This is a genomic window from Saccharopolyspora phatthalungensis, from assembly GCF_014203395.1.
In the GTDB taxonomy this organism is placed as follows: domain Bacteria; phylum Actinomycetota; class Actinomycetes; order Mycobacteriales; family Pseudonocardiaceae; genus Saccharopolyspora; species Saccharopolyspora phatthalungensis.
The window spans coordinates 1,793,632-1,813,572 of the sequence record NZ_JACHIW010000001.1; the positions used below are offsets into that span (position 1 = coordinate 1,793,632).

18 protein-coding genes, 2 tRNA genes and 1 other RNA gene are annotated in these 19,941 nt (G+C 67.5%); 5 read left to right on the top strand and 16 right to left on the bottom strand.

All coding sequences use genetic code 11. The annotated features are described in order from the left end of the window. From BJ970_RS07960 to BJ970_RS07975, 4 genes are all read right to left on the bottom strand, one after another. Entirely contained in the window at positions 1 to 1,011 is a 1,011-nt protein-coding gene (locus BJ970_RS07960) for an ABC transporter permease (protein WP_184725511.1), read from the bottom strand. Between the two features lie 78 nt (positions 1,012 to 1,089). Then, a complete protein-coding gene (locus BJ970_RS07965; protein WP_184725513.1) occupies positions 1,090 to 2,787 on the bottom strand; it encodes an ABC transporter substrate-binding protein in 1,698 nt (565 codons plus the stop codon). Between the two features lie 402 nt (positions 2,788 to 3,189). After that, positions 3,190 to 3,786 (bottom strand): recombination mediator RecR, encoded by a 597-nt coding sequence (gene recR, locus BJ970_RS07970; RefSeq protein WP_184725515.1) that lies wholly within the window; start codon positions 3,784 to 3,786, stop codon positions 3,190 to 3,192. 86 nt (positions 3,787 to 3,872) lie between these two features. Beyond that, positions 3,873 to 4,196: a YbaB/EbfC family nucleoid-associated protein gene (locus BJ970_RS07975; RefSeq protein WP_221467649.1), complete on the bottom strand. Its 324-nt coding sequence runs from the start codon at positions 4,194 to 4,196 to the stop codon at positions 3,873 to 3,875. Between the two features lie 197 nt (positions 4,197 to 4,393). Between BJ970_RS07975 and BJ970_RS07980 the strand changes: the two genes are divergently transcribed. Beyond that, on the top strand, positions 4,394 to 6,217 hold the full coding sequence (locus tag BJ970_RS07980) for a S9 family peptidase (protein ID WP_184725519.1): 1,824 nt from the start codon (positions 4,394 to 4,396) through the stop codon (positions 6,215 to 6,217). Positions 6,218 to 6,262: 45 nt separating this feature from the next. Here the strand turns inward: BJ970_RS07980 and BJ970_RS07985 are convergent, their stop codons facing one another. From BJ970_RS07985 to BJ970_RS36980, 9 genes are all read right to left on the bottom strand, one after another. After that, the gene (locus BJ970_RS07985; protein ID WP_184725521.1) at positions 6,263 to 8,491 is read right to left on the bottom strand and encodes a DNA polymerase III subunit gamma and tau; all 2,229 of its coding nucleotides are present in this window, start codon (positions 8,489 to 8,491) and stop codon (positions 6,263 to 6,265) included. Positions 8,492 to 8,553: 62 nt separating this feature from the next. After that, an RNA gene (ffs, locus tag BJ970_RS07990) (signal recognition particle sRNA small type) lies at positions 8,554 to 8,648 on the bottom strand. 638 nt (positions 8,649 to 9,286) lie between these two features. Continuing rightward, positions 9,287 to 10,390 (bottom strand): thermonuclease family protein, encoded by a 1,104-nt coding sequence (locus BJ970_RS07995; RefSeq protein WP_221467085.1) that lies wholly within the window; start codon positions 10,388 to 10,390, stop codon positions 9,287 to 9,289. A 256-nt stretch (positions 10,391 to 10,646) separates the two neighbouring features. Further along, the gene (locus BJ970_RS08000; protein WP_184725524.1) at positions 10,647 to 11,258 is read right to left on the bottom strand and encodes a hypothetical protein; all 612 of its coding nucleotides are present in this window, start codon (positions 11,256 to 11,258) and stop codon (positions 10,647 to 10,649) included. A 9-nt stretch (positions 11,259 to 11,267) separates the two neighbouring features. Further along, positions 11,268 to 12,458, bottom strand: a complete 1,191-nt coding sequence (locus BJ970_RS08005; RefSeq protein WP_184725525.1) for a hypothetical protein — start codon at positions 12,456 to 12,458, stop codon at positions 11,268 to 11,270. 13 nt (positions 12,459 to 12,471) lie between these two features. Further along, a complete protein-coding gene (locus BJ970_RS08010) occupies positions 12,472 to 12,768 on the bottom strand; it encodes a hypothetical protein (protein WP_184725526.1) in 297 nt (98 codons plus the stop codon). Further along, complete coding sequence (locus BJ970_RS08015) at positions 12,769 to 13,059, bottom strand: SAV_915 family protein (protein WP_246470767.1); 291 nt, start codon at positions 13,057 to 13,059, stop codon at positions 12,769 to 12,771. 245 nt (positions 13,060 to 13,304) lie between these two features. After that, entirely contained in the window at positions 13,305 to 13,538 is a 234-nt protein-coding gene (locus BJ970_RS08020) for a hypothetical protein (RefSeq protein ID WP_184725528.1), read from the bottom strand. After that, a complete protein-coding gene (locus tag BJ970_RS36980; RefSeq protein WP_221467086.1) occupies positions 13,477 to 13,722 on the bottom strand; it encodes a helix-turn-helix domain-containing protein in 246 nt (81 codons plus the stop codon). The genes BJ970_RS08020 and BJ970_RS36980 overlap by 62 nt, the downstream gene beginning before the upstream one ends. A gap of 487 nt (positions 13,723 to 14,209) precedes the next feature. Here BJ970_RS36980 and BJ970_RS08025 point away from each other — a divergent pair, with 487 nt between their 5' ends. From BJ970_RS08025 to BJ970_RS08040, 4 genes are all read left to right on the top strand, one after another. Next, positions 14,210 to 15,055 (top strand): helix-turn-helix domain-containing protein, encoded by an 846-nt coding sequence (locus tag BJ970_RS08025; protein WP_184725529.1) that lies wholly within the window; start codon positions 14,210 to 14,212, stop codon positions 15,053 to 15,055. 9 nt (positions 15,056 to 15,064) lie between these two features. Then, the gene (locus BJ970_RS08030; protein ID WP_184725531.1) at positions 15,065 to 15,262 is read left to right on the top strand and encodes a DUF397 domain-containing protein; all 198 of its coding nucleotides are present in this window, start codon (positions 15,065 to 15,067) and stop codon (positions 15,260 to 15,262) included. A gap of 128 nt (positions 15,263 to 15,390) precedes the next feature. Beyond that, positions 15,391 to 15,476 (top strand) — tRNA-Ser (locus tag BJ970_RS08035). Between the two features lie 137 nt (positions 15,477 to 15,613). Continuing rightward, positions 15,614 to 16,981 carry an FAD-binding oxidoreductase gene (locus tag BJ970_RS08040; RefSeq protein WP_184725533.1) on the top strand — a complete coding sequence of 456 codons (1,368 nt, stop codon included), beginning with the start codon at positions 15,614 to 15,616 and terminating at the stop codon, positions 16,979 to 16,981. A gap of 52 nt (positions 16,982 to 17,033) precedes the next feature. Here BJ970_RS08040 and BJ970_RS08045 read toward each other — a convergent pair whose 3' ends face one another. The 3 genes from BJ970_RS08045 to BJ970_RS08055 form a co-directional block, all read right to left on the bottom strand. Continuing rightward, positions 17,034 to 18,833 (bottom strand): DUF8508 domain-containing protein, encoded by a 1,800-nt coding sequence (locus BJ970_RS08045; RefSeq protein ID WP_184725535.1) that lies wholly within the window; start codon positions 18,831 to 18,833, stop codon positions 17,034 to 17,036. A 339-nt stretch (positions 18,834 to 19,172) separates the two neighbouring features. Next, positions 19,173 to 19,258 (bottom strand) — tRNA-Ser (locus BJ970_RS08050). A 44-nt stretch (positions 19,259 to 19,302) separates the two neighbouring features. After that, positions 19,303 to 19,863 (bottom strand): RNA polymerase sigma factor, encoded by a 561-nt coding sequence (locus tag BJ970_RS08055; RefSeq protein WP_184725537.1) that lies wholly within the window; start codon positions 19,861 to 19,863, stop codon positions 19,303 to 19,305. Between the last annotated feature and the right edge of the window lie 78 nt (positions 19,864 to 19,941).

Consider the following 19,941-nt stretch of genomic DNA (forward strand, 5'->3'; position numbering starts at 1 on the left):
TCACCGTGTCCGCAGTCGTGGGTCGATCAACGCGTACGAGAGGTCGACGATCAGGTTGACCAGCACGTACACCATCGCGGAGGCCAGGATCACCACTTGAAGCACCGGAAAGTCCTTGCGCTGGAACCCGATCGCCACGGCCTGGCCGATCCCGGCGATGTTGAACACTCGCTCGGTCAGCACTGCCCCGGCGAGCAGCGCGCCGGTCTGCAGGCCGATCGTGGTCACCACCGGCAGCATCGCGTTGTGCAGGATGTGCCGACGCCGGATCACCATGCCCGCCAAGCCTTTCGCCCGCGCGGTGCGCACGTAGTCCTCGTCCATCACATCCAGCACCGCGGCCCGGGTGATCCGGAAGATCACCGCGAACGGGATGGTGGACAGCGCGATCGCCGGCAGAATCAGGTGCACGAACGAGTTCCACGCGGCGTCGAATTCACGGGTCAGGAGCCCGTCCAGGATGTAGAAGCCGGTCACCCGGGTCGCGTCCAGCCCGGTGTCCTGGCGACCGGAGGCGGGCAGCACGCCCAGCTCGATAGCGAACACGAACTTCAGCAGGAACGCCAGGAAGAACACCGGCACGGCAACACCGATCAGCGACCAGGTGATGCTCAGGTTGTCCAGCCAGCTGCCGCGTTTGCGGGCGGCCAAGTACCCGAGCGGGATGCCCACGACGACCGCCAGCAGCAGCGCCAGGATCGACAGCTCCAGCGTGGCCGGAAACCGGGTCAGGAATACCTCCAACGCCGGCGAACCGCGCTGCACGCCGGTCGACGTCCCGAAGTCGCCGGTGACCGCGCGTGCCAGGAAACGCCAGTACTGCACGAAGATCGGCTGGTCCAGGCCGAGATCGGCTTCCAGCCTGGCCCGTGCTTCGGGCGTGGCGCGGTCACCCAGCAGCGCCGAAACCGGACCGCCGGGCAACATCCGCAGCCAGGCGAACAGCAGCATCGACAGCACAACGACGACCAGCGCCAGCTGCGCGAGTCGCCGGATCGTATAGCGCAGCACGAAACCCCCGTTTGGTGGCCGGCGATTTCACTGAAAATCAGCGCGTCGATTTCCAGTGAAATCGCCGGCGTGGTCAATTCACTGCCCCGAGACGCTCACCGACGCGAACTCCTCGGCGTTCAACGGCGAGGGCTGCAGCCCGTGGACCTTCGAGCTGGTCACGATCGCCGGTGGCGAGTGCGACAGCGGCACCGCGGGCAGGTACTCCGACAGCAACTTCCGGTTGATGTCTTGGTACATCTGGTTGCGTTTGGTCTCGTCCGGCTCGCCGTCGGCGGCTCGCAGCTGGGCCGCCAGCTCTTCGCCCCACGGCGAAGCGGCGGTGTAGAAGCGGTTGGTCGGCGTGCCGAAGAAGATGCCGATGAAGTTGTCCGGCGAGTTGAAGTCACCGGTCCAGCCGAGCAGGAAGATGTCCGCCCTGGCGTTGTCCACGTCGTCGATGTAGCCGCCGTTCCACGGCTTGCTCACCGGGTTGACGGTGATACCGGCGTCGCGCAGGTCCTCGGCGAGGGCGTTGTAGATGCCCTGGGGGTCCGGCATGTAGGGCCGGGTGACCTCGGTCGGCCAGTAGAAGTTCACCGTCAGGTTCGACGCGCCCGCCTCGGCGAGCAGTTGCCGGGCCTTCGCCGGGTCGTGCGGGTACTGCTGGACGTCCTGGGCGTAGCCGTCCACCGTGTTCGGGTAGAACTGGGTGGCCACCTCGGCGCCTTCCGGCAGGTTGGCCTTGACCAGCGTCTCCCGGTCCACCGCATAGGCCAGCGCCTGCCGCACCTTCAGATTCCGCAGCGCCGGATTGTTCTTCTGCGTGATGCCCAGGTACATGATGTTGAACGGGTCGCGGACCTGGACGTTGTTCCCGGCGTCGCGCAGCGCCTTGAGGTCGGCGGCGTTCGGCAGGTCGTAGCCGTCGATGGCGCCGGATTCGAGCTCCTGCTTGCGGACCGTCTCATCCGGGATGATGCGGAAGATCAGCTCGTTGAGCTTGGCTTTCGTACCCCAGTACTGGTCGTTGCGGACCAGCTTGATGGTGCCGTTGCTCTCCTCGTAGGAGCCGAACTTGAACGGGCCGGTGCCGGTCGGATGGGCCTTGGCGTATTCCGGGTACACGAAGCTGTCGCCCTGCGCCTGCACGTTGTTCGCCTGGTACCGGTCCATCGCGGTCGGCGACTGCATGCTGAACGACGGCAGCGCGAGCAGGTCGGGGAACTTGGAGGTGGCGCGGGTCAGGTGCAGCACGGCGGTGGCCGCGTCCGGCGTCTCGCACGACTGGTACAGCGACGGGGTCTTGCCGTCGGCGAACCCGCCGAAGCTCCCGATCCAGTAGTAGGACAGCGCGTTGTTCTGACCGGCGCCGGTCTGGTTGAACATGCGCTGGAAGTTCTTGCACACCGCGTCGCCGTTGAAGTCGGTGTCGTCGTGGAACTTCACGCCCTGGCGGAGCTTGAAGGTCCAGGTCTTGCCGTCCGGGGTGTGCTCCCAGCTCTCGGCGAGCGCCGGTTCGACGTCGGCGGAACCCGGCTTGAATCCGACCAGGCCTTCCATGATCTGACGGGTGATCCGGAAGGTCTCGCCGTCGGATGCGTAGAACGGGTCGAACAGGTCGGGTGCACCGGCCGCGCCGAAGGTGAGTGTGCCGCCTGCACCGCCGCCCGCCTCGCGCTGCGATTGCGCACAGGCGGCGGCCAGCGAGGTGGTCGCGACGAGGGCGACGCCGGCGGCCACAACACGACGCCGCGTGCTCGGCGCGCGACGCGAAGCCGATGGAGCTCTACTCATGGAAGCACCTCGGTGTGTTTCAGGTCTCAGAGTTCCGTGAGACTAACTCGCGTTAGAAGTTCGATGGGGCACCTGAGGTTACGATCCCACTACTTAGGGATTCCTAAGATTAGGCCGATTTTTTCGGTCTTCACCCATCTGGGCGAGACTATTGGGCTATTCAGACGCCCCGGAAGAATGACCGGATAACCCGGGAAAACCGGTAAAAAGAATGTGGAAACAAACCTCTGCGGCGACCGGTTCTCACGACGAGTCCACCCGCGACGATGCCCGGAGACTTGACTCCGTGTGAACGACGTTTGACACCGCCGGATGAGAGTGGGCGCAGGTAATTGCGGGTGAGTGCTTCGGGGGCTTATTCCCCCGAAGCACTCACCGGGCCTGATCAGGCGAAAAGCGCAGCTACATCGCGCGGCGGCCGGAGAGCGCTCGGCCGAGCGTCAGCTCGTCGGCGAACTCCAGGTCGCCGCCCATCGGCAGGCCGGACGCCAGCCGGGTGACCGTCAGGCCCGGGAAGTCCCGCAGCATCCGCACCAGATAGGTCGCGGTCGCCTCGCCCTCGGTGTTCGGGTCGGTCGCGATGATCACCTCGGTGATCTCGTCCTGCCCGATCCGAGCCAGAAGCTCGCGCACCCGCAGCTGGTCCGGCCCGACCCCGGACAGCGGATCCAGCGCGCCGCCAAGCACGTGGTAGCGCCCCTTGAACTCGCGGGTGCGTTCGACCGCCAGCACGTCCTTGGGCTCCTCGACGACGCACACCAGCGTCGTGTCGCGCCGGGTATCCCGGCAGATGCGGCAGGTCGTCTCCTCCGAGACGTTGCCGCAGACCTCGCAGAACACCACGCCTTCCTTGACCTTCTGCAGGACTTCCTGCAACCGGGTCACGTCCGCGGGCTCGGCCGCGAGCAGGTGGAAGGCGATGCGCTGCGCGCTCTTCGGGCCGATGCCCGGCAACCTGCCGAGCTCATCGATCAAATCCTGAACCGGACCTTCGTACACTTATCGCTCGTTTCCAGGAATCCCCGCAGTTTCAACTGAAACTGCACTCCACATCGGCTGGTGCGCAGTTTCAATTGAGACCGCGATCACATGCCTGGGAGGCTGAGACCGCCGAGGTCCCCGCCGCCCAGCGCACCGGTGAGCGGGCCCATCTTCTGGGCCTGCAGCTCCTGCGCGGCGCGGTTAGCGTCGCGCACCGCCGCGACCACCAGGTCGGCCAGCGTCTCGGTGTCCTCCGGGTCGGCCGCCTTCGGGTCGATCGACAGCCCCTTCAACTCGCCCGCACCGCTGACGGTCGCGGTGACCAGTCCGCCACCGGCGCTCCCGGTGACCTCCGCGGCGGCGAGCTCCTGCTGCGCAGTCATCAGCTGCTGCTGCATCTTCTGCGCCTGTTCCATGATCTGCTGCATGTTCGGCTGCCCACCTGGCTGCACCGTGATCCTCCTCCGGCTGGCGCGTGCACGTACCCCGCAACGGTTACCCCACCAGCCTAGAGAATGCATGGCCTGGTCCGCCTGGCGGTGCGGGAGGCGGCGCCCCGCGCGCGAGCCGCACGCACGGTCCCGTGCCCCTGGGCGGCGCGCAGGAAGCATGACAGGGTGATCACATGGCGCTGGACATCGTGCGGTTACTGGAGCTGACCAGCTGGCGGGCCTTCGACGTCGCCGACACCGGCCAGGTGCTGGCCGGGTCCGACGAGTCCGGTTCGACCCAACTGGTCGAGCTCGCCGATGGCCGGCGGACCCCGCTTACGGCGCTTCCGGGCGCCGTCACCGGCCGCTACCTGCCCGGCGAACGGGCCGTGATCGTGCAGCACGACACCGACGGCGACGAGCGCGGCCAGCTCTCCTTGCTGCGCCTGGACAAACCACTGCTCCGTCCGGCGCAGCTGCGCGACTTGGAGCCGCTGGTCCGCGACCCGGACCAGGTGCACCGGCTGCTCGACGTGTTGCCGGGCCGGATCGTCTACTCGACCAACCGCCGCAACGGCATCGACTTCGACGTGGTGATCCGCAGCGCGGTCACCGGCGAGGAGCAGGTGGTTTACGACCGGGGCGGCATGGTGATGGAGGCGGCGGCCGCACCGGACAGCCACTACCTGGCGCTGACCGTGCCCGCCGACCGGCCGATGTCCGACCGGCTGATCGTGGTCAACACGCTGCCGATGACCGAGGCCGATCACGTGCTGCCGCTGACCCGCCGCGACGAGCCCGCCCGGCACTTCCAGATCGACTGGCTGCCCGACGATTCCGGGCTCATCGTCAGCACCGACGCCGACCGGGACCGCACCGGCATCGCGCGCATCGACCCGCGCACCGGTGCGCGGCGCTGGCTGGTGACCTCCGACGAGCACGACCTCACCGGCTGGCTCTCCCCGGACGGATCGACGCTGCTGGTGCAGGCCAACGAGGACGGCGCGAGTCGGCTGACACTGCACGACGCCGCCACCGGTCACCTGATGCGCGTGGTCCGGTTGCCCGCCGACGGCTGGTGCGCATTCCCGCTGCCCACCCCGGTCTGGTCACCGGACTCGCGATTCGTCGCGTTGTCGTTCAGCGCCCCGACGGTCCCCGGCGACGTGCTGCTGGTGGACGCCGCGACGGGGGAATACGAGTCGCTGACCGACTCCGCCGCGCAGCTCGACGGGCAGCGGCCGGTGGAGCCGACCGCGCACCGGGTGCCGACCCGCGATGACGAGCAGCTGCCGTGCGCCGTGTACTGCCCGGAGGCGGCCGATCCGGAGCTGGCCGGTTCGGCGGTGCTGATCATCCACGGCGGCCCGGAAAGCCAGGCGGTGCGGTCGTTCAACCCGATCGTCCAGGCGCTCGTCGCGCAAGGGCACACCGTGCTGGTGCCCAATGTGCGCGGCTCCACCGGATACGGGAAGCGCTGGTATTCCGCCGACGACGGGCGCAAGCGGCTGGAGTCGGTGGCCGATCTCGGCGACCTGCACGACTGGCTGCCGACGATCGGGCTGGACCGCAAGCGCGCGGCGCTGTGGGGCGGCTCCTACGGCGGGTACATGGTGCTCGCCGGGCTGGCGTTCCAGCCGGAGCGGTGGGCGGCCGGGGTCGACATCGTCGGGATCTCGTCGCTGGTCACGTTCCTGGAGAACACCGCCGCGTACCGGCGCGCGCACCGCGAGCGCGAGTACGGCTCGCTCGCCGCCGACGCCGGGTTCCTCCGCGAGGCGTCACCGCTGACCAGGGTCGCCGCGATCGCTGCACCGCTGTTCGTGCTGCACGGGGCGAACGACCCCCGGGTGCCGCTGTCCGAAGCCGAGCAGATCGCGGCGGCGGTCCGGGCCAAGGGCCTGGAGTGCGAGCTGCTGGTCTACGGCGACGAGGGCCACGGCCTGGCCAAGCGGACCAACCGCCTCGACGCCTACCCGCGAGCCCTCGCGTTCCTCGCCCGCCACCTCAGGTCGTGAGCGCCCAACCGGGCTGGGCCCTGGTCAGGTGTTCACGACGGCTTTTCAGTCGTCGATGCGGCGGGCGCCGAGCTCGCGCTCGAAGAGTTCCACTGCAGCTGCCTCCGGATCCGGCCCGGAGCGCACCGAAGCGTCCATTGGGGACGATTCGGCCAGCATCGCCTCCGGGTCTTCCTCGTCGTCGGTGACCGGCGGCTGCGGTTCCCGCGTCGCCTGCGGTTCCTGCGGCGGCTGCGGATCCCGCGACGGCTGCGGGGGCCTGGGCGGCTCCGGAGGCGGAATGTCGTCCGGTGGCGGCTCGTCGTCCGGCGGCTCGGGCGGCGGCGGAATGTCGTCCGGCTCCGGCGGGCGCGGCACCGAACCCTGGCGCGGGGACGCACTCGACTGCGGCCGTGGCGAGGTCCGGCCGTTGGCCGACTGGCCGGGCGGGTGGCCGTTGGCGGCCCGGGCGTTCGCGGACTGTTGGGGATTGGCCCCAGCGGACTCGCTCTGCTGGCTGGTCGAACGGCGCTGCGGCGGCTGCTTCGGGGCGGCCGGTCGAGTCGGCGGCGGCGGTGCCGCACCGGCCTCGACGCACTCGATGTCCCACTCGCCGCCGATCACCTCGCGCAGCGCCTCCCGGACGAAGTCCAGTCGTCGCTGCTGGGCGAGCTGCTTGACCAGCCCGGAGGTCGGCATCGACAGCACGAGCGCGCCGCCGTTGAGATCCTGCACCGTCGCGTTGAGCAGCAGCGCCTGCGTCGGCCGGTTCCGCTTCGCAACCGCCTGTAGGACTCCTGACCACACCTGCCGCACCGCAGCCGCGTCGAACCCGGCCTCCGCCGGCGCCGGGCTCGGCTCAGCCGCCTGCGGCACCGCCGGAGGCTGAGGCGGCCCCTGCTCAGCCGCCTGCGGGGGCGGCGCAGCTGCGGGTGCCGGCGGAGGCGTCGCCGGTGCGGGCGCTTGCGGGGGCGTCGCCGGGCGTGCAGGTTCCGCGCGCGGCGGCTCCGCCGCTTCCTGCGCGGCGCGCTCGTGCGGGCGCTGGAAGACGCGCTTGGGCCGCGCCTCGCTATCGGCCGCCGGGGCGGCGGGCTGCGCGGCGGCGGACGCAGCCGGCGCGCCCTCACCTGGCGCAATGGTCATTCGGCGCTCGACGCGCTCCAACCTTTGCAGCAAAGCGGTTTCCGAGTCGGATGCGGTCGGCAGCAGCATCCGCGCGCAGAGCAGTTCGAGCAGCAACCGGGGCGCAGTCGCGCCGCGCATCTCGGCAAGTCCGGTGTGGACGATCTCGGCGAACCGGGACAGCGTTGCCGCGCCCAGCTGTTCGGCCTGGCTCTGCATCTTGGTGAGCTCGTCACCGGCGGCCTCGACCAGTCCGCGCTCCGCAGCGTCCGGCACCGAGTGGAGCAGCACGAGGTCGCGCAGCCGGTCGAGCAGGTCGGATCCGAACCGGCGGGGATCGTGCCCGGCTTCCACGAGCCGGTCGACCGTGCTGTAAACGGCGGCACCGTCACCGGCCGCGAGCGCATCGACCATGTCGTCGATCAGCGCGATGTCGGTGACCCCGAGCAGCGCCATCGCGCGCTCGTAGGTGACGCCCTCGGCGTTCGCCCCGGCGAGCAGCTGGTCAAGCACGCTTAATGTGTCACGGGCGGAGCCGCCACCGGCGCGGATCACCAGCGGATACACCGCGGGCTCGACGCGCACGTCTTCGTCTCGGCAGATGCGTTCGATGAGTTCGCGCATCACGCCCGGCGGCATCAACCGGAACGGGTAGTGGTGGGTCCGAGACCGGATGGTGGTGAGCACCTTGTCCGGTTCGGTGGTGGCGAAGACGAAGATCAGGTGTTCGGGCGGTTCTTCGACGATCTTCAGCAGGGCGTTGAAGCCCTGCGTGGTGACCATGTGGGCCTCGTCGATGATGAAGATCCGGTACCGCGATTGGGCCGGCGCGAAAAACGCCCGGTCACGCAGCTCGCGAGTGTCGTCGACGCCACCGTGGCTGGCCGCGTCGAGTTCGACGACGTCGACGCTGCCGCCGCCTTCGGGCGCAAGCGCGACGCACGAATCGCATTCCCCGCACGGGTCGGCGGTCGGCCCCTGAGCACAGTTCAGCGAACGGGCGAGGATGCGGGCGCTGGAGGTCTTGCCGCAACCGCGCGGCCCGGAGAACAGGTACGCGTGGTTGATCCGACCGGAGGACAGCGCGGTCCGCAGCGGCTCTGTGACGTGGTCTTGCCCGACGACCTCAGCGAAGGTCGCCGGTCGGTACTTGCGGTAGAGGGCGAGCGCCACGGTCAAAACCCTACGCGGTCCGGCTGACAACTCGAACGGGGCCCGAAAAGCGCCCCAGACAATAAAGGGGACCCCGTGCACCCGCCAGAGCCCGCTTACCCTTGCTGCCTTCCGGCCCTGGGGGAGTTCACAGGATGGACGCCGCACGAGGTCCACGGTCAGTGTAACCCGACGCTGCGCGAGGCCGCGGAAGCGGCCCCCGATCATTGATCCGCCGGAAGGTTCTCCGCCATCCAGCGCAGCGCCGCCACGCGCCCGCCGAAGGCCCCGGCCCTGGTCAGGGGACCCCCTCCAGCGCCCGCCAGTGCTACGACAGCGTGGATTCGCTTGAGTACGACCAAGCCACGGACCACCCACAGACGGCACCCCGGTCAACCCGTGCACCAAGAAGGCCAGCGTGCACAGGATGAACACCGAACAATCAAGGTGATCATTCGGTCGGCGGCACCACGTGGCCGAAGCGGAGACCCCCACTGTCCGGGTCGCCGATTTCGCGCGGAAACGCCACGCGCCCTCGATACCCCGGCCAACGTTCCTGGACACTAGCCAGGTCGAATTGAAGCTGCGCAAAGCTCGTTCCAAGCCGAACCGCGCGAGTCCCAAATCCGACCGCCGGCATTCATTTTTACCGAGCAAACATCGGATGACCGCGAGCAAATCTCATTGCCATCGCACACCCTGCACCGTTGGACCGAGGCGAAACTCGGTCCAACGGTGCGGCCGCCAAGGAACCCGTGTCCGCTTGGACGATGCCCCCGGTCAATTTCGGGCTATTCAACGCCGCGTGACCGCCGCTCACGTTTCGCAAGCGATGCCGTCACCGTCCCGGTCCAATTTCGAGGAATAGCCGGGTTCTCCCCGGTGCAGCGGTGCCACGCCCGCCGCCCTGGCGGCCGAGCAGTTCGGGTAGTAAGCCGCCGCCGGGCGCTCCTCAACTTCAGGTGCAGGCTCCGGTTCCGGCTTCGGGGCCGGTTTAGGCTGCGCCCGCCGTGGTTCCGGCACTGGGCTCGGCTCCGGGCTTGGGGCCGATGCCGGGCTGGGGACCGGTGCCGGGCTTGGCGGCGGCGCCAGACGAATCGCGCCGAAGCACGGCGCTCCCCACACCCCTCGCTGTGCCACTCGCCCATCCGCCTCCGCACGCGCGAATTCGGCGATCAATTCGGCAGGCGCACCTTGCGCGGACAAACGCGCTTGCCCCTGTTCGAGAGCGAGAACCGAGTAGTTGGCGCCACCAGGAACGAATACCACCGCGGTCTGTTCTACCTGCGAGCCAGCCTCCGCCGCCGGGTCAAGCTGGATACGTACCGCCTTGCCCAGCAAGGCCTGTTCAGCGAACGCCTTGGCTTCGGCTCCCCAGCATTCGGGGTCCGCGCCCAGTACCGGGCTGCGAACGCCAGCGAGTCGCACCACCTGGGCCGCTTTACCCACGATCTGGACCTTGACCCGGTCCGCGTCGACGATCTCCGATACGACGGCATCCTGCACGAGCGGCGCGGGCGGCGTCTGCGATGCCGAAGGGGCCTGTGATACCGAGGACGGGACGTCGGTAACCACAGCGGGTTTCGCCTGGTTCGATTGCTCCTGCGGTGGGACGAGCGCGGCGAGGAGGAAAATCGTGATCAGCGAACTGAAAGCGCATGCCACCGTGATCAAAGGACCACGCGCTCCCCTTTGCGATACCTGCTGATAAGCGCCCCCGGCAGGCGGAACGGACCGACCGCGCCAATACCACCACAAGCCGATCGCCACCCACAGCGAGATCGGCCAAATGAACATCGCCAGGAGGCCGACCACGATCCAGGGCAAAATGCTGCGATCCCGCGCCTTCAGCTGCCACAGAACGATGCTCATGGCAACGGTCGCAGCCATTCCGATCAACATGATGACGGCCAACGCCATCCAGATCTCCCAGTTTTGTAGTTGTAGTCAAGCGCCTAATCGCGACCCATGAAAAATCCGTTACCAAAGGGACAAAAGTGGTCTGCGTCACATCAGGTGAGGCTGCGGGGTGCCGAATAGTGCCCGTCATCGACCGAAGCCAGCGCTGGACCACACCACTGCCTGTCGGAGCGAGATCGTCACGAGGCGGATGATCGACACGGGCCACCTAGCCGCCTATCCGCAGGCGCGAGCCCGAACAGCCACGCTCGGAATTTCAGCGCAGTCGAAGCTTGTCAAGGGCTCGTTGGTTGGTCTTGGCGCTGCTCCGCAGGACTGAGTTGAGGATGCCGTTGTAGACGAGGTCCCAAAGCGCTTGGTTAGCCTGGACCTCCCGGGTGTTGAGCGATAGCTCGGTGCCCTTCTTGTCGGTGAGCTCCAGGTCCCACGCCAGCCCGCCGCTGGTGCCCACAACCTTGACCTCAGTGAGCTCGTACAAGTCGACGTAGCCACCTTTGACCGCGAGCCAGTCCGCTCCTGCCGAAATTCCCCAGCGGTCGCAGAGAAGTTGCCAGCCAGCCCAGAGGGGCGCCACGCCAACCACGAGGGCCCAGAGCCAGGGCGTGTTCCACATCCAGTCAAAGCCCCAGTCCTTGAAGCAGAGGATGAGGAACCCAAGTCCGGACACGACAAAGCCCGAAATGATCGCTCCATCGATCGTGCCCTGGTACCACTCCAGCACCGGCCCTCGCCCGGCTGGGGCCTGCGGGTACCGCGCGAGCTTTGGTGACCTGCGAGGAAGTTCGCCGAACGCGGTGAACCTGGGCGCTTGGGGTGGGCGAGGCTCGCCGGTGCGGGAGTTGGGTTTCGGGGGGAGTGTCGCCGTCACGAGCAATCCTTAGCGTGTCATCTTCGGATTGATCTCTTCGAGCTTCTTACCAAGGTTGATCATTTCATCGCCGAGTTCATCGACCGTGAAACCGACTCCGACACCGACGATTCCGCCCGCGATCGCTCCTGGCGGTCCGCCGATCGCAGCACCGATGATCGCGCCGGAAACGAGGCTGGCCGTGCCGCTGGCGACCGCAATGGTCGGGTCCTTGCCCTGGCCAATGTCGTATCCAATACCCAAGCCGGTGGCGATGATTCCCAGGCCGGGAACAATCTTGCCGAAGCGCACGGAGCCCTTGAGGTACGGGTTGGCGGTCTTGACGCTCTTCGGGACGAGCTTGCGGTCCAAGCGCTCCAGTTGGTCCTGCACCCGCGGGGGGAAGCGGCCGATCACCCGTGAGGCGCGCGTAGCGACGGCTTGGTCCATCGCTTCCTTGGCGCGCAGCTCATTGGTGATCTGGATGGCGGCGGCCTTGCTGCGGTTGGCGATGCTCAGGTTCTGGCTGGTCGTGAGCTTGGCCGCGCGTTCGGCCTTGCTCATCGCATCTTCAGCGAGCCGACGGTACTTGCTCATGCGCACGGCCGTCGCGCCGATGACACCGCATGAGATGTCGGTGAGGGTGAGCGAGAGTTTCACCGGGTCCAGTACCCCAGATAGGAACCGCACGAGGATGTGCTGGGACTGCGATTCCTTGTCCCGTGCTTCCTTCACGATCTGGCTGGCCTGTGCGTAGGCCATTGCCTTGCGGTCGAACGCCGCCTGCGCTTGCACGGCTGCCGCGTGTTCTTGCTGCTCCGCTGGAGTTCCTTGGCGTCCCTCCGGGAGTGGCTTGGGGTCTGGTGGTGCGGGCCCGGGTTCTTCGATTGTGAAGCCATGGACCACCAGTCCGCCCAGGGCGGCTACGTCCTGGGCCCGTTGCATCATCGCCTTGACGGTGCGTAGGTCGTCGGCGTGGGTTTGCAGCTCGCGGCAGGTGTCTTGCAACGCCCGGACTTCGGTGTCAGCCATCTTGCCTACGGCGATCAACACGGCGCGGAACCCGTCGGCCGCAGCACCTTTCCAGCCTGCCTCGGACTCGGCGCTGGCAAGCTGGATTTGCCGTGCGGCTTCTTCGACGCCATCGGACTGCCGGTACGCCCAGTCGTAGACGGCGGTGAGACTGTCGGGATCTCCCTTGACTTCGGTGTCCAGCGACATCATTCATCCCCAGTCAACGTGGTTGCTCGGCCGCGAGTTCGCTGGCCTGCATCGCGACGGCGTGCTCGTAATCGGTATCGGCGTACACGGCTCGGCTTTCCGCAGTTGCGTCGCCGACGGCGCTTATGCCGCTGGACAAGTTGCCGAGTGCATCGATCAGCAGTGCCAGGGCTCCTTGCACCGCTCCGGTAATGACGCCGGCCTGCGGGTCCGGCGGCGCCGCGGCGTGGGCTTCAAGGTCGGCACTGGCGTTGCGGAGGCGGCTCGCGAGCGCGTCGAGCAACTCCGGATTCGCGTTCAGGTCCGCCATCTATTTCCCCTGTTGGAACCGTGTGCGACGGTCCTCGACCGGCAAAGCCGCGTCCCAAAGGACGACGTCCGCACCGCTGCGGCCTTTGATGTCGACGATTTGTTCGCCCTGCACGGCAACCCACGCCTGGCCGTCACCGCACCCGTCAACGAGTTCCTGCACCGACGTGAAGGCAAGTAGAGCCCGTTGCCCGTCGGCAGTGTCGCGCAGTTCCACGGTCACATCGGTGGCGCCTTTCGTGACGCGCTGGCATGGGATATACGCGGTCGCTGGAAGTTCCTCCTCGTCCATTGGTGCGACGTGCTCGGCGCGGATCACGGAGGGTGCCACGTCTACGTGTTCCCGCATCACGTCCTTTTCGCCGTATACCAAACTTTCCCCCTGATTCGGCGGCTTTCCAGTTCAGCACGGTACAGAGATGATCTTGCTTCGCTGCTCCCCTGACGCAAGATCACTCGAAAGGCGCAGACACGACAAGGGCCGGCGCGAAGCTCACCTCGGCCGCGCCGGCCTTTGCCCATTTCAGCGGGAACTGCTCAACCGTCGTTGTCGGTCTCCGGTTTCTCGTCGATGTCGTGTCCGACCGCGGTTGCAACGGGGTCGATGTCGACGGGTGTTGGGATCGGCGGTCCGGTCACCTTGTGTTGATCGTCGCGTGAGCTGGCCACGTGATCGGCAGGAACCGTTTGGGCATCGCCTTTTTCGCGGTCATAGCGTGATGCGAAAAAGCATCGGCGGCGCAGGAGGCTCGGGGGCGCGTGGCGCACCACGGGGTCGCAGCTGTGCACCGGCCTCGCACAACATGCGACGCACCGCCCCGAACGACCGCCCGGACTCCTCGGTGAGTTGCCGGATGCTGGCTCCCTGCTCGTACCGCGTTTTCAAGGTGCGGGCGAGGGTTTCCCGCTGTGCTCCTGCGATTCGGTTACCTCGCGAGATCTTCTGCGTTTCCATCAACTCCTTGGGGCAACACGGAAATTCGGGGTAGGCGACATGACGGCCTGTCTGACTGGACAAACAGAGGTCGAGGAGGTGCAGAGCATCGTGCTTTCCCCCGGTCGGCGACCCCAGCCCGGGCAGCGGGCTGGTCACGACCGATCCCGCGCGGAAGCGAGCGCGCTGAGCCGCTCACCGACAAGAACGTGCAACTCGGCCGGGCTGCGGCGCTCCAACACATACTCCAGATCGCGAGTTCCTTCCTCGGAGTTCCTGTGTCGTTGTCCAAGCTGCCCGTGCCATCCGCGCCTTCCATCCGATGCGCCCCCGTCACACAAGAACCCGCCTCTACCAGCGAACACCTCGCCCGGCAGAAGACCCCTGACCTCTCGTCGATCAACATACCCACAACGGAATTGATAGTTAGGAATTCCTGATTCAAAATCGCCCGGATGGGGTAGATGTTGAATGACAAGGCAAGGCCGCCCGGTGGAGGATGGCGGTCATGGTCAACTCCGACGCCCTGAACCCTGCCGTCAGGCGAGTACAGCTTGGGATCATCCTTCGCCTACTGCGCGAACGCGCCGAGCTCAAGCCGAAGGACGTCGCGCCCAAACTCGGCTGGTACGTCGCGAAGGTGACCAAGCTCGAAAAGGGCGACGTGACGATCAGCCTTCCCGAGATTGACCGCCTCATCGAGCTCTACGGCGTCGAGGGCGAGGAAGCCGAGAAAGTTCGCCGACTCGGGTCCGAGGCACGCAAACGGGACCGACCGTCGCGCGTGCCCGATTGGGGACAGACATACGTCGCACTGGAGACCGCCGCAGCAGAGATCAAGGTTTACGACGGTGAGCTGATCCCTGGCATGCTTCAAACCGAGGATTACGCCCGGGCGGTCCTCTCACTCTCGGTCGCGAATACCGCAGACGAGATCGAGGCACGAGTAGCCGAGCGACTGCAGCGCGGCGAGCGCCTCCATACCAACGAACCGCCCTCGCTCTGGGTCGTGCTCGGGGAAGCTGCCCTGCACAGGGAAGTCGGTGGCCGAAACTTGCTCTGTGCTCAGCTTCAACACCTGGTTCGCATCGGCCGACTCCGGCACGTCACGATCCAAGTGCTGCCCTTCAGAAGCGGCGAGCACATCGCGCTCGGCACGTCGTTCACGTTGATCCACCTCGCGGACCCGGTAGCGACCTTCGCCTACCTCGAAGGACTCACGGATGCGGACTACCTCGACCGTCCCGGCCACACAGCCGTGTACCGCGAAGTGTTCGATAAGCTCCGTGTGACAGCACTCGGCGACCGAGAGTCGACGACGATGCTCAAACGGCGGATCGAGGAACTCACCTAGGAGGGCTACATGCGAGCCCCAGAGCTTGGGCCGGTCACTTGGCGCAAGTCCAGCCGCACCACCGGCAACAACAACTGCATCGAAGTTGCCAGGTTCGCCAACGCCGTACGGGACAGCAAGGATCCCTTGGGCACCGCATTCATGTTCGCCCCAGCGACCTGGTCTGCCTTCCTAGAGACCGTCAAGAGGGGCGAGCTCGACCACTGATGACCACCCCAGTCGCCCCGCCCGGTACCTGCCGGGCGGGGCGCTGTGCTTGATCTCGACTTCCGGCCGTCAGCCCAGGTCATGACCCGTATCCGCTGTTCGAAGGTCGCCCTGCTAGGCTTCCGCACGGAGGATTGGCCGAGCGGCCTAAGGCGCACGATTGGAAATCGTGTTGGGTTAATAGCCCTCACGGGTTCGAATCCCGTATCCTCCGCTGGTCAGAGACCCGGACGCGGACGCCGCGTTCGGGTCTCTTTCGTTTGCACCCGGGTCGAACGTCCCTGTCCGGCCGCGCTGGTGCGCCGCACTGTTGTTGCGATAGCGCACGTTATCCGGGGCGGAGTGGCACCGATGGGGATTACGATCGAGAAATTGCGGGAGCGGGTTCGGGGGCCGGTGATCAGCCAGCAGGACGAGGGATTCGAGCAGGCCCGCAGCGTTCACAACGCCATGATCGACCGCCGTCCGCACGCCATAGTGCAGTGCGTCAACGCCGGGGACGCCGTCGCGGCCGTCGATTACGCGCGGGAGAACGGGCTCGATCTCGCCGTGCGTGGCGGCGGGCACAGCGTGCCTGGGTTCGGTACCTGCGATGACGGAGTCGTGATCGACCTGAAGCCGATGCGCGGTGTGCGCGTCGCGCCGGGCGATCGCACCGCGCGGGCCGACGGCGGCGCGACCTGGGGAGACCTCAACGCCGCGACGTATGCGTTCGGCCTGGCGACCACCGGTGGCATCATCTCGACCACTGGCATCGGCGGGCTCACCCTCGGCGGCGGCATCGGTTACCTGTCGCGCGGCCACGGCCTGTCCTGCGACAACCTGATCTCGGCCGATGTCGTGACCGCCTCCGGTGAGCTGGTGGTCGCCGACGAGCGGCAGCACGAAGACCTGTTCTGGGCGCTGCGCGGTGGTGGCGGCAACTTCGGCGTGGTGACCTCGTTCGAGTACGAGCTCGCGCCGGTGCGCGATATCTACGGCGGCCTCATCTTCTTCGACCTGGACCAGGTCGCGAACGTGCTGCGGTCCTACCGCGAGATCATCGCCGACGCGCCCGAGGAGCTTTGCGCGTTTCCGGCTTTCCAGATCGCACCGCCGCTGCCGTTCATTCCGGAAAACCGGCACGGCGATACCTTGATCGCGATCGTCACTTGCTGGGCGGGTCCGCTCGATGCGGGCCCGGCCGCCCTCCAGCCGTTACGCGACATCGCCCCGATCGTCGCCGAGCACGTCGGCCCGATGCCGTACCCGCTGCTCAATACGATGTTCGATGTGCTCGTCCCGCCGGGTCTCCAGCACTACTGGAAGGCCAACTTCGTGGTCAAGCTGACCGACGAGATGATCGACGCGCACGTCGAATACGGCCCGAAGGTGCCGGTGGTGAACTCGACGGTGCACATCTACCCGATCGACGGCGCATGCCATCGGGTCGCGCCGGACGCCACGGCGTTCGCGTACCGGGACGCGAACTTCGCGACCGTGATCGCCGGGATGTGGCCCGACCCGGGGGCCAACAAGGCCAACATCGCCTGGGTGCGCGACTACTACTCCGCGATCGCGCCGCTGTCGGAGGAGGGCGGTTACGTCAACTTCATGGCCGGCGACGACCAGGACCGGATCAGGGCGAACTACAAGGGCAACTACGACCGCTTGGTCCAGGTGAAACGCGCGTACGACCCCGACAACCTCTTCCACCTGAACCAGAACATCCGGCCCTGACCGCGCCTTGGTGGCCGCAGCGACGGTCACCACCCGCGATGCCGTAGCCGCGTTAGCGTCGGAGGCGCGCGATTTGGGGGTCGTGGTCGCTGGCCTGGTCGGCGAACTCAGCGTTGGTGTGGACGATGTCGTAGTCGGCGGTGATCGCGGGGCTGACGAGGATGTGGTCCAGCTGCTGCGAATTGCCCTCGAAGACGTAGCTGTAGCGCTCGACCGGCGGCAGCTCCTCGGCGAGCGGCACCAGCGCGCCTCCGGCGGTAAGCGGCGCCAGGGCCGAGGAGAACCCGAAGTCGTTGAGGTCGCCGAGCACCACGACCCTGGCCCGACCGTCGATGGCCAGCACCTCGTCGACGAACCCGCGCACCGCCCGCGCCTGCTGCTCCCGCTGCTCCTCCGAGGTCCGCGCGGGCGGCTGGAACCGGCCGTGCAGCGGCTGGTCACCGCCCTTGGAGGCGAAGTGGTCGGCCACCACGACAACCGGTTTGCCGTGGAACAGGAACTCGCCCACCAACGGTTTTCGGCTTTCCCGCCACGCCGCGTTGGCCGGGTCGATGCGTCCCGGCGAGGCGCTCAACGCGACGCGCTCGCCGTCGGCCACCGGGTGCACGGGCGTGGTCGCACTCCCACCGGGTCGATCCACAAAGGACACTCGGGCCAGGTTGAAGAGGAACGCCACCCGGATGTTGCCGCCAGGCTGCCCGCCGTCGGCGTTGTTCTCCGGGTCGATCTGCCGCCAGAGGTAGCGCGGCCCGCCCGCCGCCACGATCGCGTCGGTGAACTCGCGCAAGGTTCGGTCCGCGGCTACCACGCCGTCGTCGGCCGGTCCGGTGTTGTCCTGAACCTCTTCCAGCGCAACGATGTCCGGCGCCGCGAGCCGGTCCACGACACCCTCGGCCAACCGGGCGAACTTGGCCGGGTCGCCTCCAACGGCGAGGTTCTCGACGTTGTACGTGGCGATCGCGAGCTCGTTGGCGCACTGCGGTCGCGTCGACTCCGGTTGCAGATCCCCCGCCACGTGCTCGCCGAGCCGCGTAGCAGCCAGCACATATCCGCCGAAGCGCGTGTAGTCCAGCGGGCCTTCTGTGCTGCCGCGCAACCTGTCGCCGACGTTCGCCGCCGGGAACGGCGCGACCGATAGGGACTCGACCTTGAGCCGCCCGGCGTTGGCGTAGCCGGTGTAGGTGGTGCCGCCTCGGCCGTTGGCGTTCTCATCCGGCTTGCTGGTGATCCACAGCGCCCGGAACGCGTCGGTCGGCCCGACGACCCGCGCGTTGTCGACCCTCAGCAACATCCCCTCGCGCGACTCGTAGTAGTCAAGCGCGAATCGCTGCGGTTCCAACTCCCGCTTGTCGATCGCGCCGTCCTGCGGGGCCAGTTCGGACGGGACCGTTTCCGGCCCGACCGCCTCGATGGGAACGCCGCCCTTGCCGGTGACCTGCCAGGTCGCCTCGACGAGTTCGGTGACGGACTGGTTCGGCGTGGTCTCCGGTGTTTCCCCTTCGGCGATCGGGTAGTACTCCGCGACCCGCCCGCCAACCGCGACCGCGTCGCCGATTGCCACCGCCGGGATCTGGTTACCGGTGGACACGAACAACCCTTCGCTGGTGCGCGGGTCAGCGTCGGGCTCGGCATCCTGGAACCAGAATCCGCGGGCCGGGCCGGAGCCGCGCACCCCGGTCACCACACCGGGCACCCCGGCCACCGGCCGGCCGACCAGCGGGGAGACCCGGGTGGCCCCCTGGATGTCGTGGATGCGGACTTGCTGCTGCGCGACGGCGGTCACCGTGTGCACCGCGGTCGACGGAATCGTCAGCAGCAGTCCGGTGGCCGTCAGCAACGACGTGATGCGCACTTCGGCTTCCCCTCGCCCGGCGACATGCTCCAGGGAAATTACCGAAGCCCTGCGACGAAAGGCACCTGATCACGTAAACCCGCCAGAACAAGCAAGAAAGCCGGTCACCGTGACCGAGAAAACCGCGCGCGTCGGTTGCGAACGGCATTACGAGAAACTCGGCATGGCGGCCGGGGCCGAGATGTATGCCGAGCGGAACGCGACCCGGCTCCGGCGACGTTTGGACTCCGTTGGATATGACTGCGCGGGTTGGATATGAATCCGCAGGTTAAATATGACTCCGGCAACCGCATGACAAAGGGCCGGTCCCCGCCCGTGACGGGGACCGGCCCTCACCTGCGGTAGCGGTGGGATTCGAACCCACGGAGGCTGTTAACCTCACACGCTTTCGAGGCGTGCTCCTTCGGCCGCTCGGACACGCTACCGCCAGCTAGCGTACCGGCCGCCCGATATCGCTTGGCACCGGGGGTCAACGCCAGGCGCGCATCATGTCCGCGAGGGTGGCCCTGGCCCGCGAGAGCCGACCGCGCACGGCCTGCTCGCCGACCCCGACCCGGTGGCCGATCTCGATGTAGGACAGCCCGTCGACCTCGGCGAGCAGCCAGACGTCGCGCTGCTGGGCCGGCAGGCCCGCGAGAGCGCGCCGTAACGCCAGCACCCCCGCCGCCGCCTCCGCGATCCGCTGCGGGTCGGCCGTCGTCACCGCCGCCCCGACCACGGGCCGGTGCTCGGGCACCACGCCGACCGGTTCGGTGCGGCGCGTCCGGCGCCGGCGCAGCACGATCAGGCAGTTCCGGCGTGCGACCTGGAACAACCAGGTCCGCAGGGCGGCCGGCTCGGCGAGCTCCCCGGAGCGCCGCCACACCGTGACTAGCACGTCCTGCACCACGTCCTCGGCTTCGGCCCGATCGCCGAGCATCCGCAGCGCCATGCCGAACACCCCGTCGGAGAAGCGGCGCGCCAGCAGTTCGAAGGCATCGACGTCGCCCGCCGCGATGCGCGTCGCCAGAACTGCATCGGTCGGCTCCACGTCACCCCCCGCAACGCGATGAGTCCGCCCCGCCGGATCGGGACGGATTCATCGTCACAGCAGGGCATGTCGTTCGCG

Bases quoted from the DNA above. Each gene is read 5' to 3' on its own strand.
- BJ970_RS08030 (WP_184725531.1), top strand. From the start codon at position 15,065: ATGCGAGCCCCAGAGCTTGGGCCGGTCACTTGGCGCAAGTCCAGCCGC.
- BJ970_RS07975 (WP_221467649.1), bottom strand. From the start codon at position 4,196: ATGCAGCAGATCATGGAACAGGCGCAGAAGATGCAGCAGCAGCTGATG.
- BJ970_RS08015 (WP_246470767.1), bottom strand. From the start codon at position 13,059: ATGGACGAGGAGGAACTTCCAGCGACCGCGTATATCCCATGCCAGCGC.
- BJ970_RS08010 (WP_184725526.1), bottom strand. From the start codon at position 12,768: ATGGCGGACCTGAACGCGAATCCGGAGTTGCTCGACGCGCTCGCGAGC.
- BJ970_RS07980 (WP_184725519.1), top strand. From the start codon at position 4,394: ATGGCGCTGGACATCGTGCGGTTACTGGAGCTGACCAGCTGGCGGGCC.
- BJ970_RS36980 (WP_221467086.1), bottom strand. From the start codon at position 13,722: ATGGAAACGCAGAAGATCTCGCGAGGTAACCGAATCGCAGGAGCACAG.
- BJ970_RS08005 (WP_184725525.1), bottom strand. From the start codon at position 12,458: ATGTCGCTGGACACCGAAGTCAAGGGAGATCCCGACAGTCTCACCGCC.
- BJ970_RS08025 (WP_184725529.1), top strand. From the start codon at position 14,210: ATGGTCAACTCCGACGCCCTGAACCCTGCCGTCAGGCGAGTACAGCTT.
- BJ970_RS07995 (WP_221467085.1), bottom strand. From the start codon at position 10,390: ATGGCGTTGGCCGTCATCATGTTGATCGGAATGGCTGCGACCGTTGCC.
- BJ970_RS08040 (WP_184725533.1), top strand. From the start codon at position 15,614: ATGGGGATTACGATCGAGAAATTGCGGGAGCGGGTTCGGGGGCCGGTG.
- BJ970_RS07965 (WP_184725513.1), bottom strand. From the start codon at position 2,787: ATGAGTAGAGCTCCATCGGCTTCGCGTCGCGCGCCGAGCACGCGGCGT.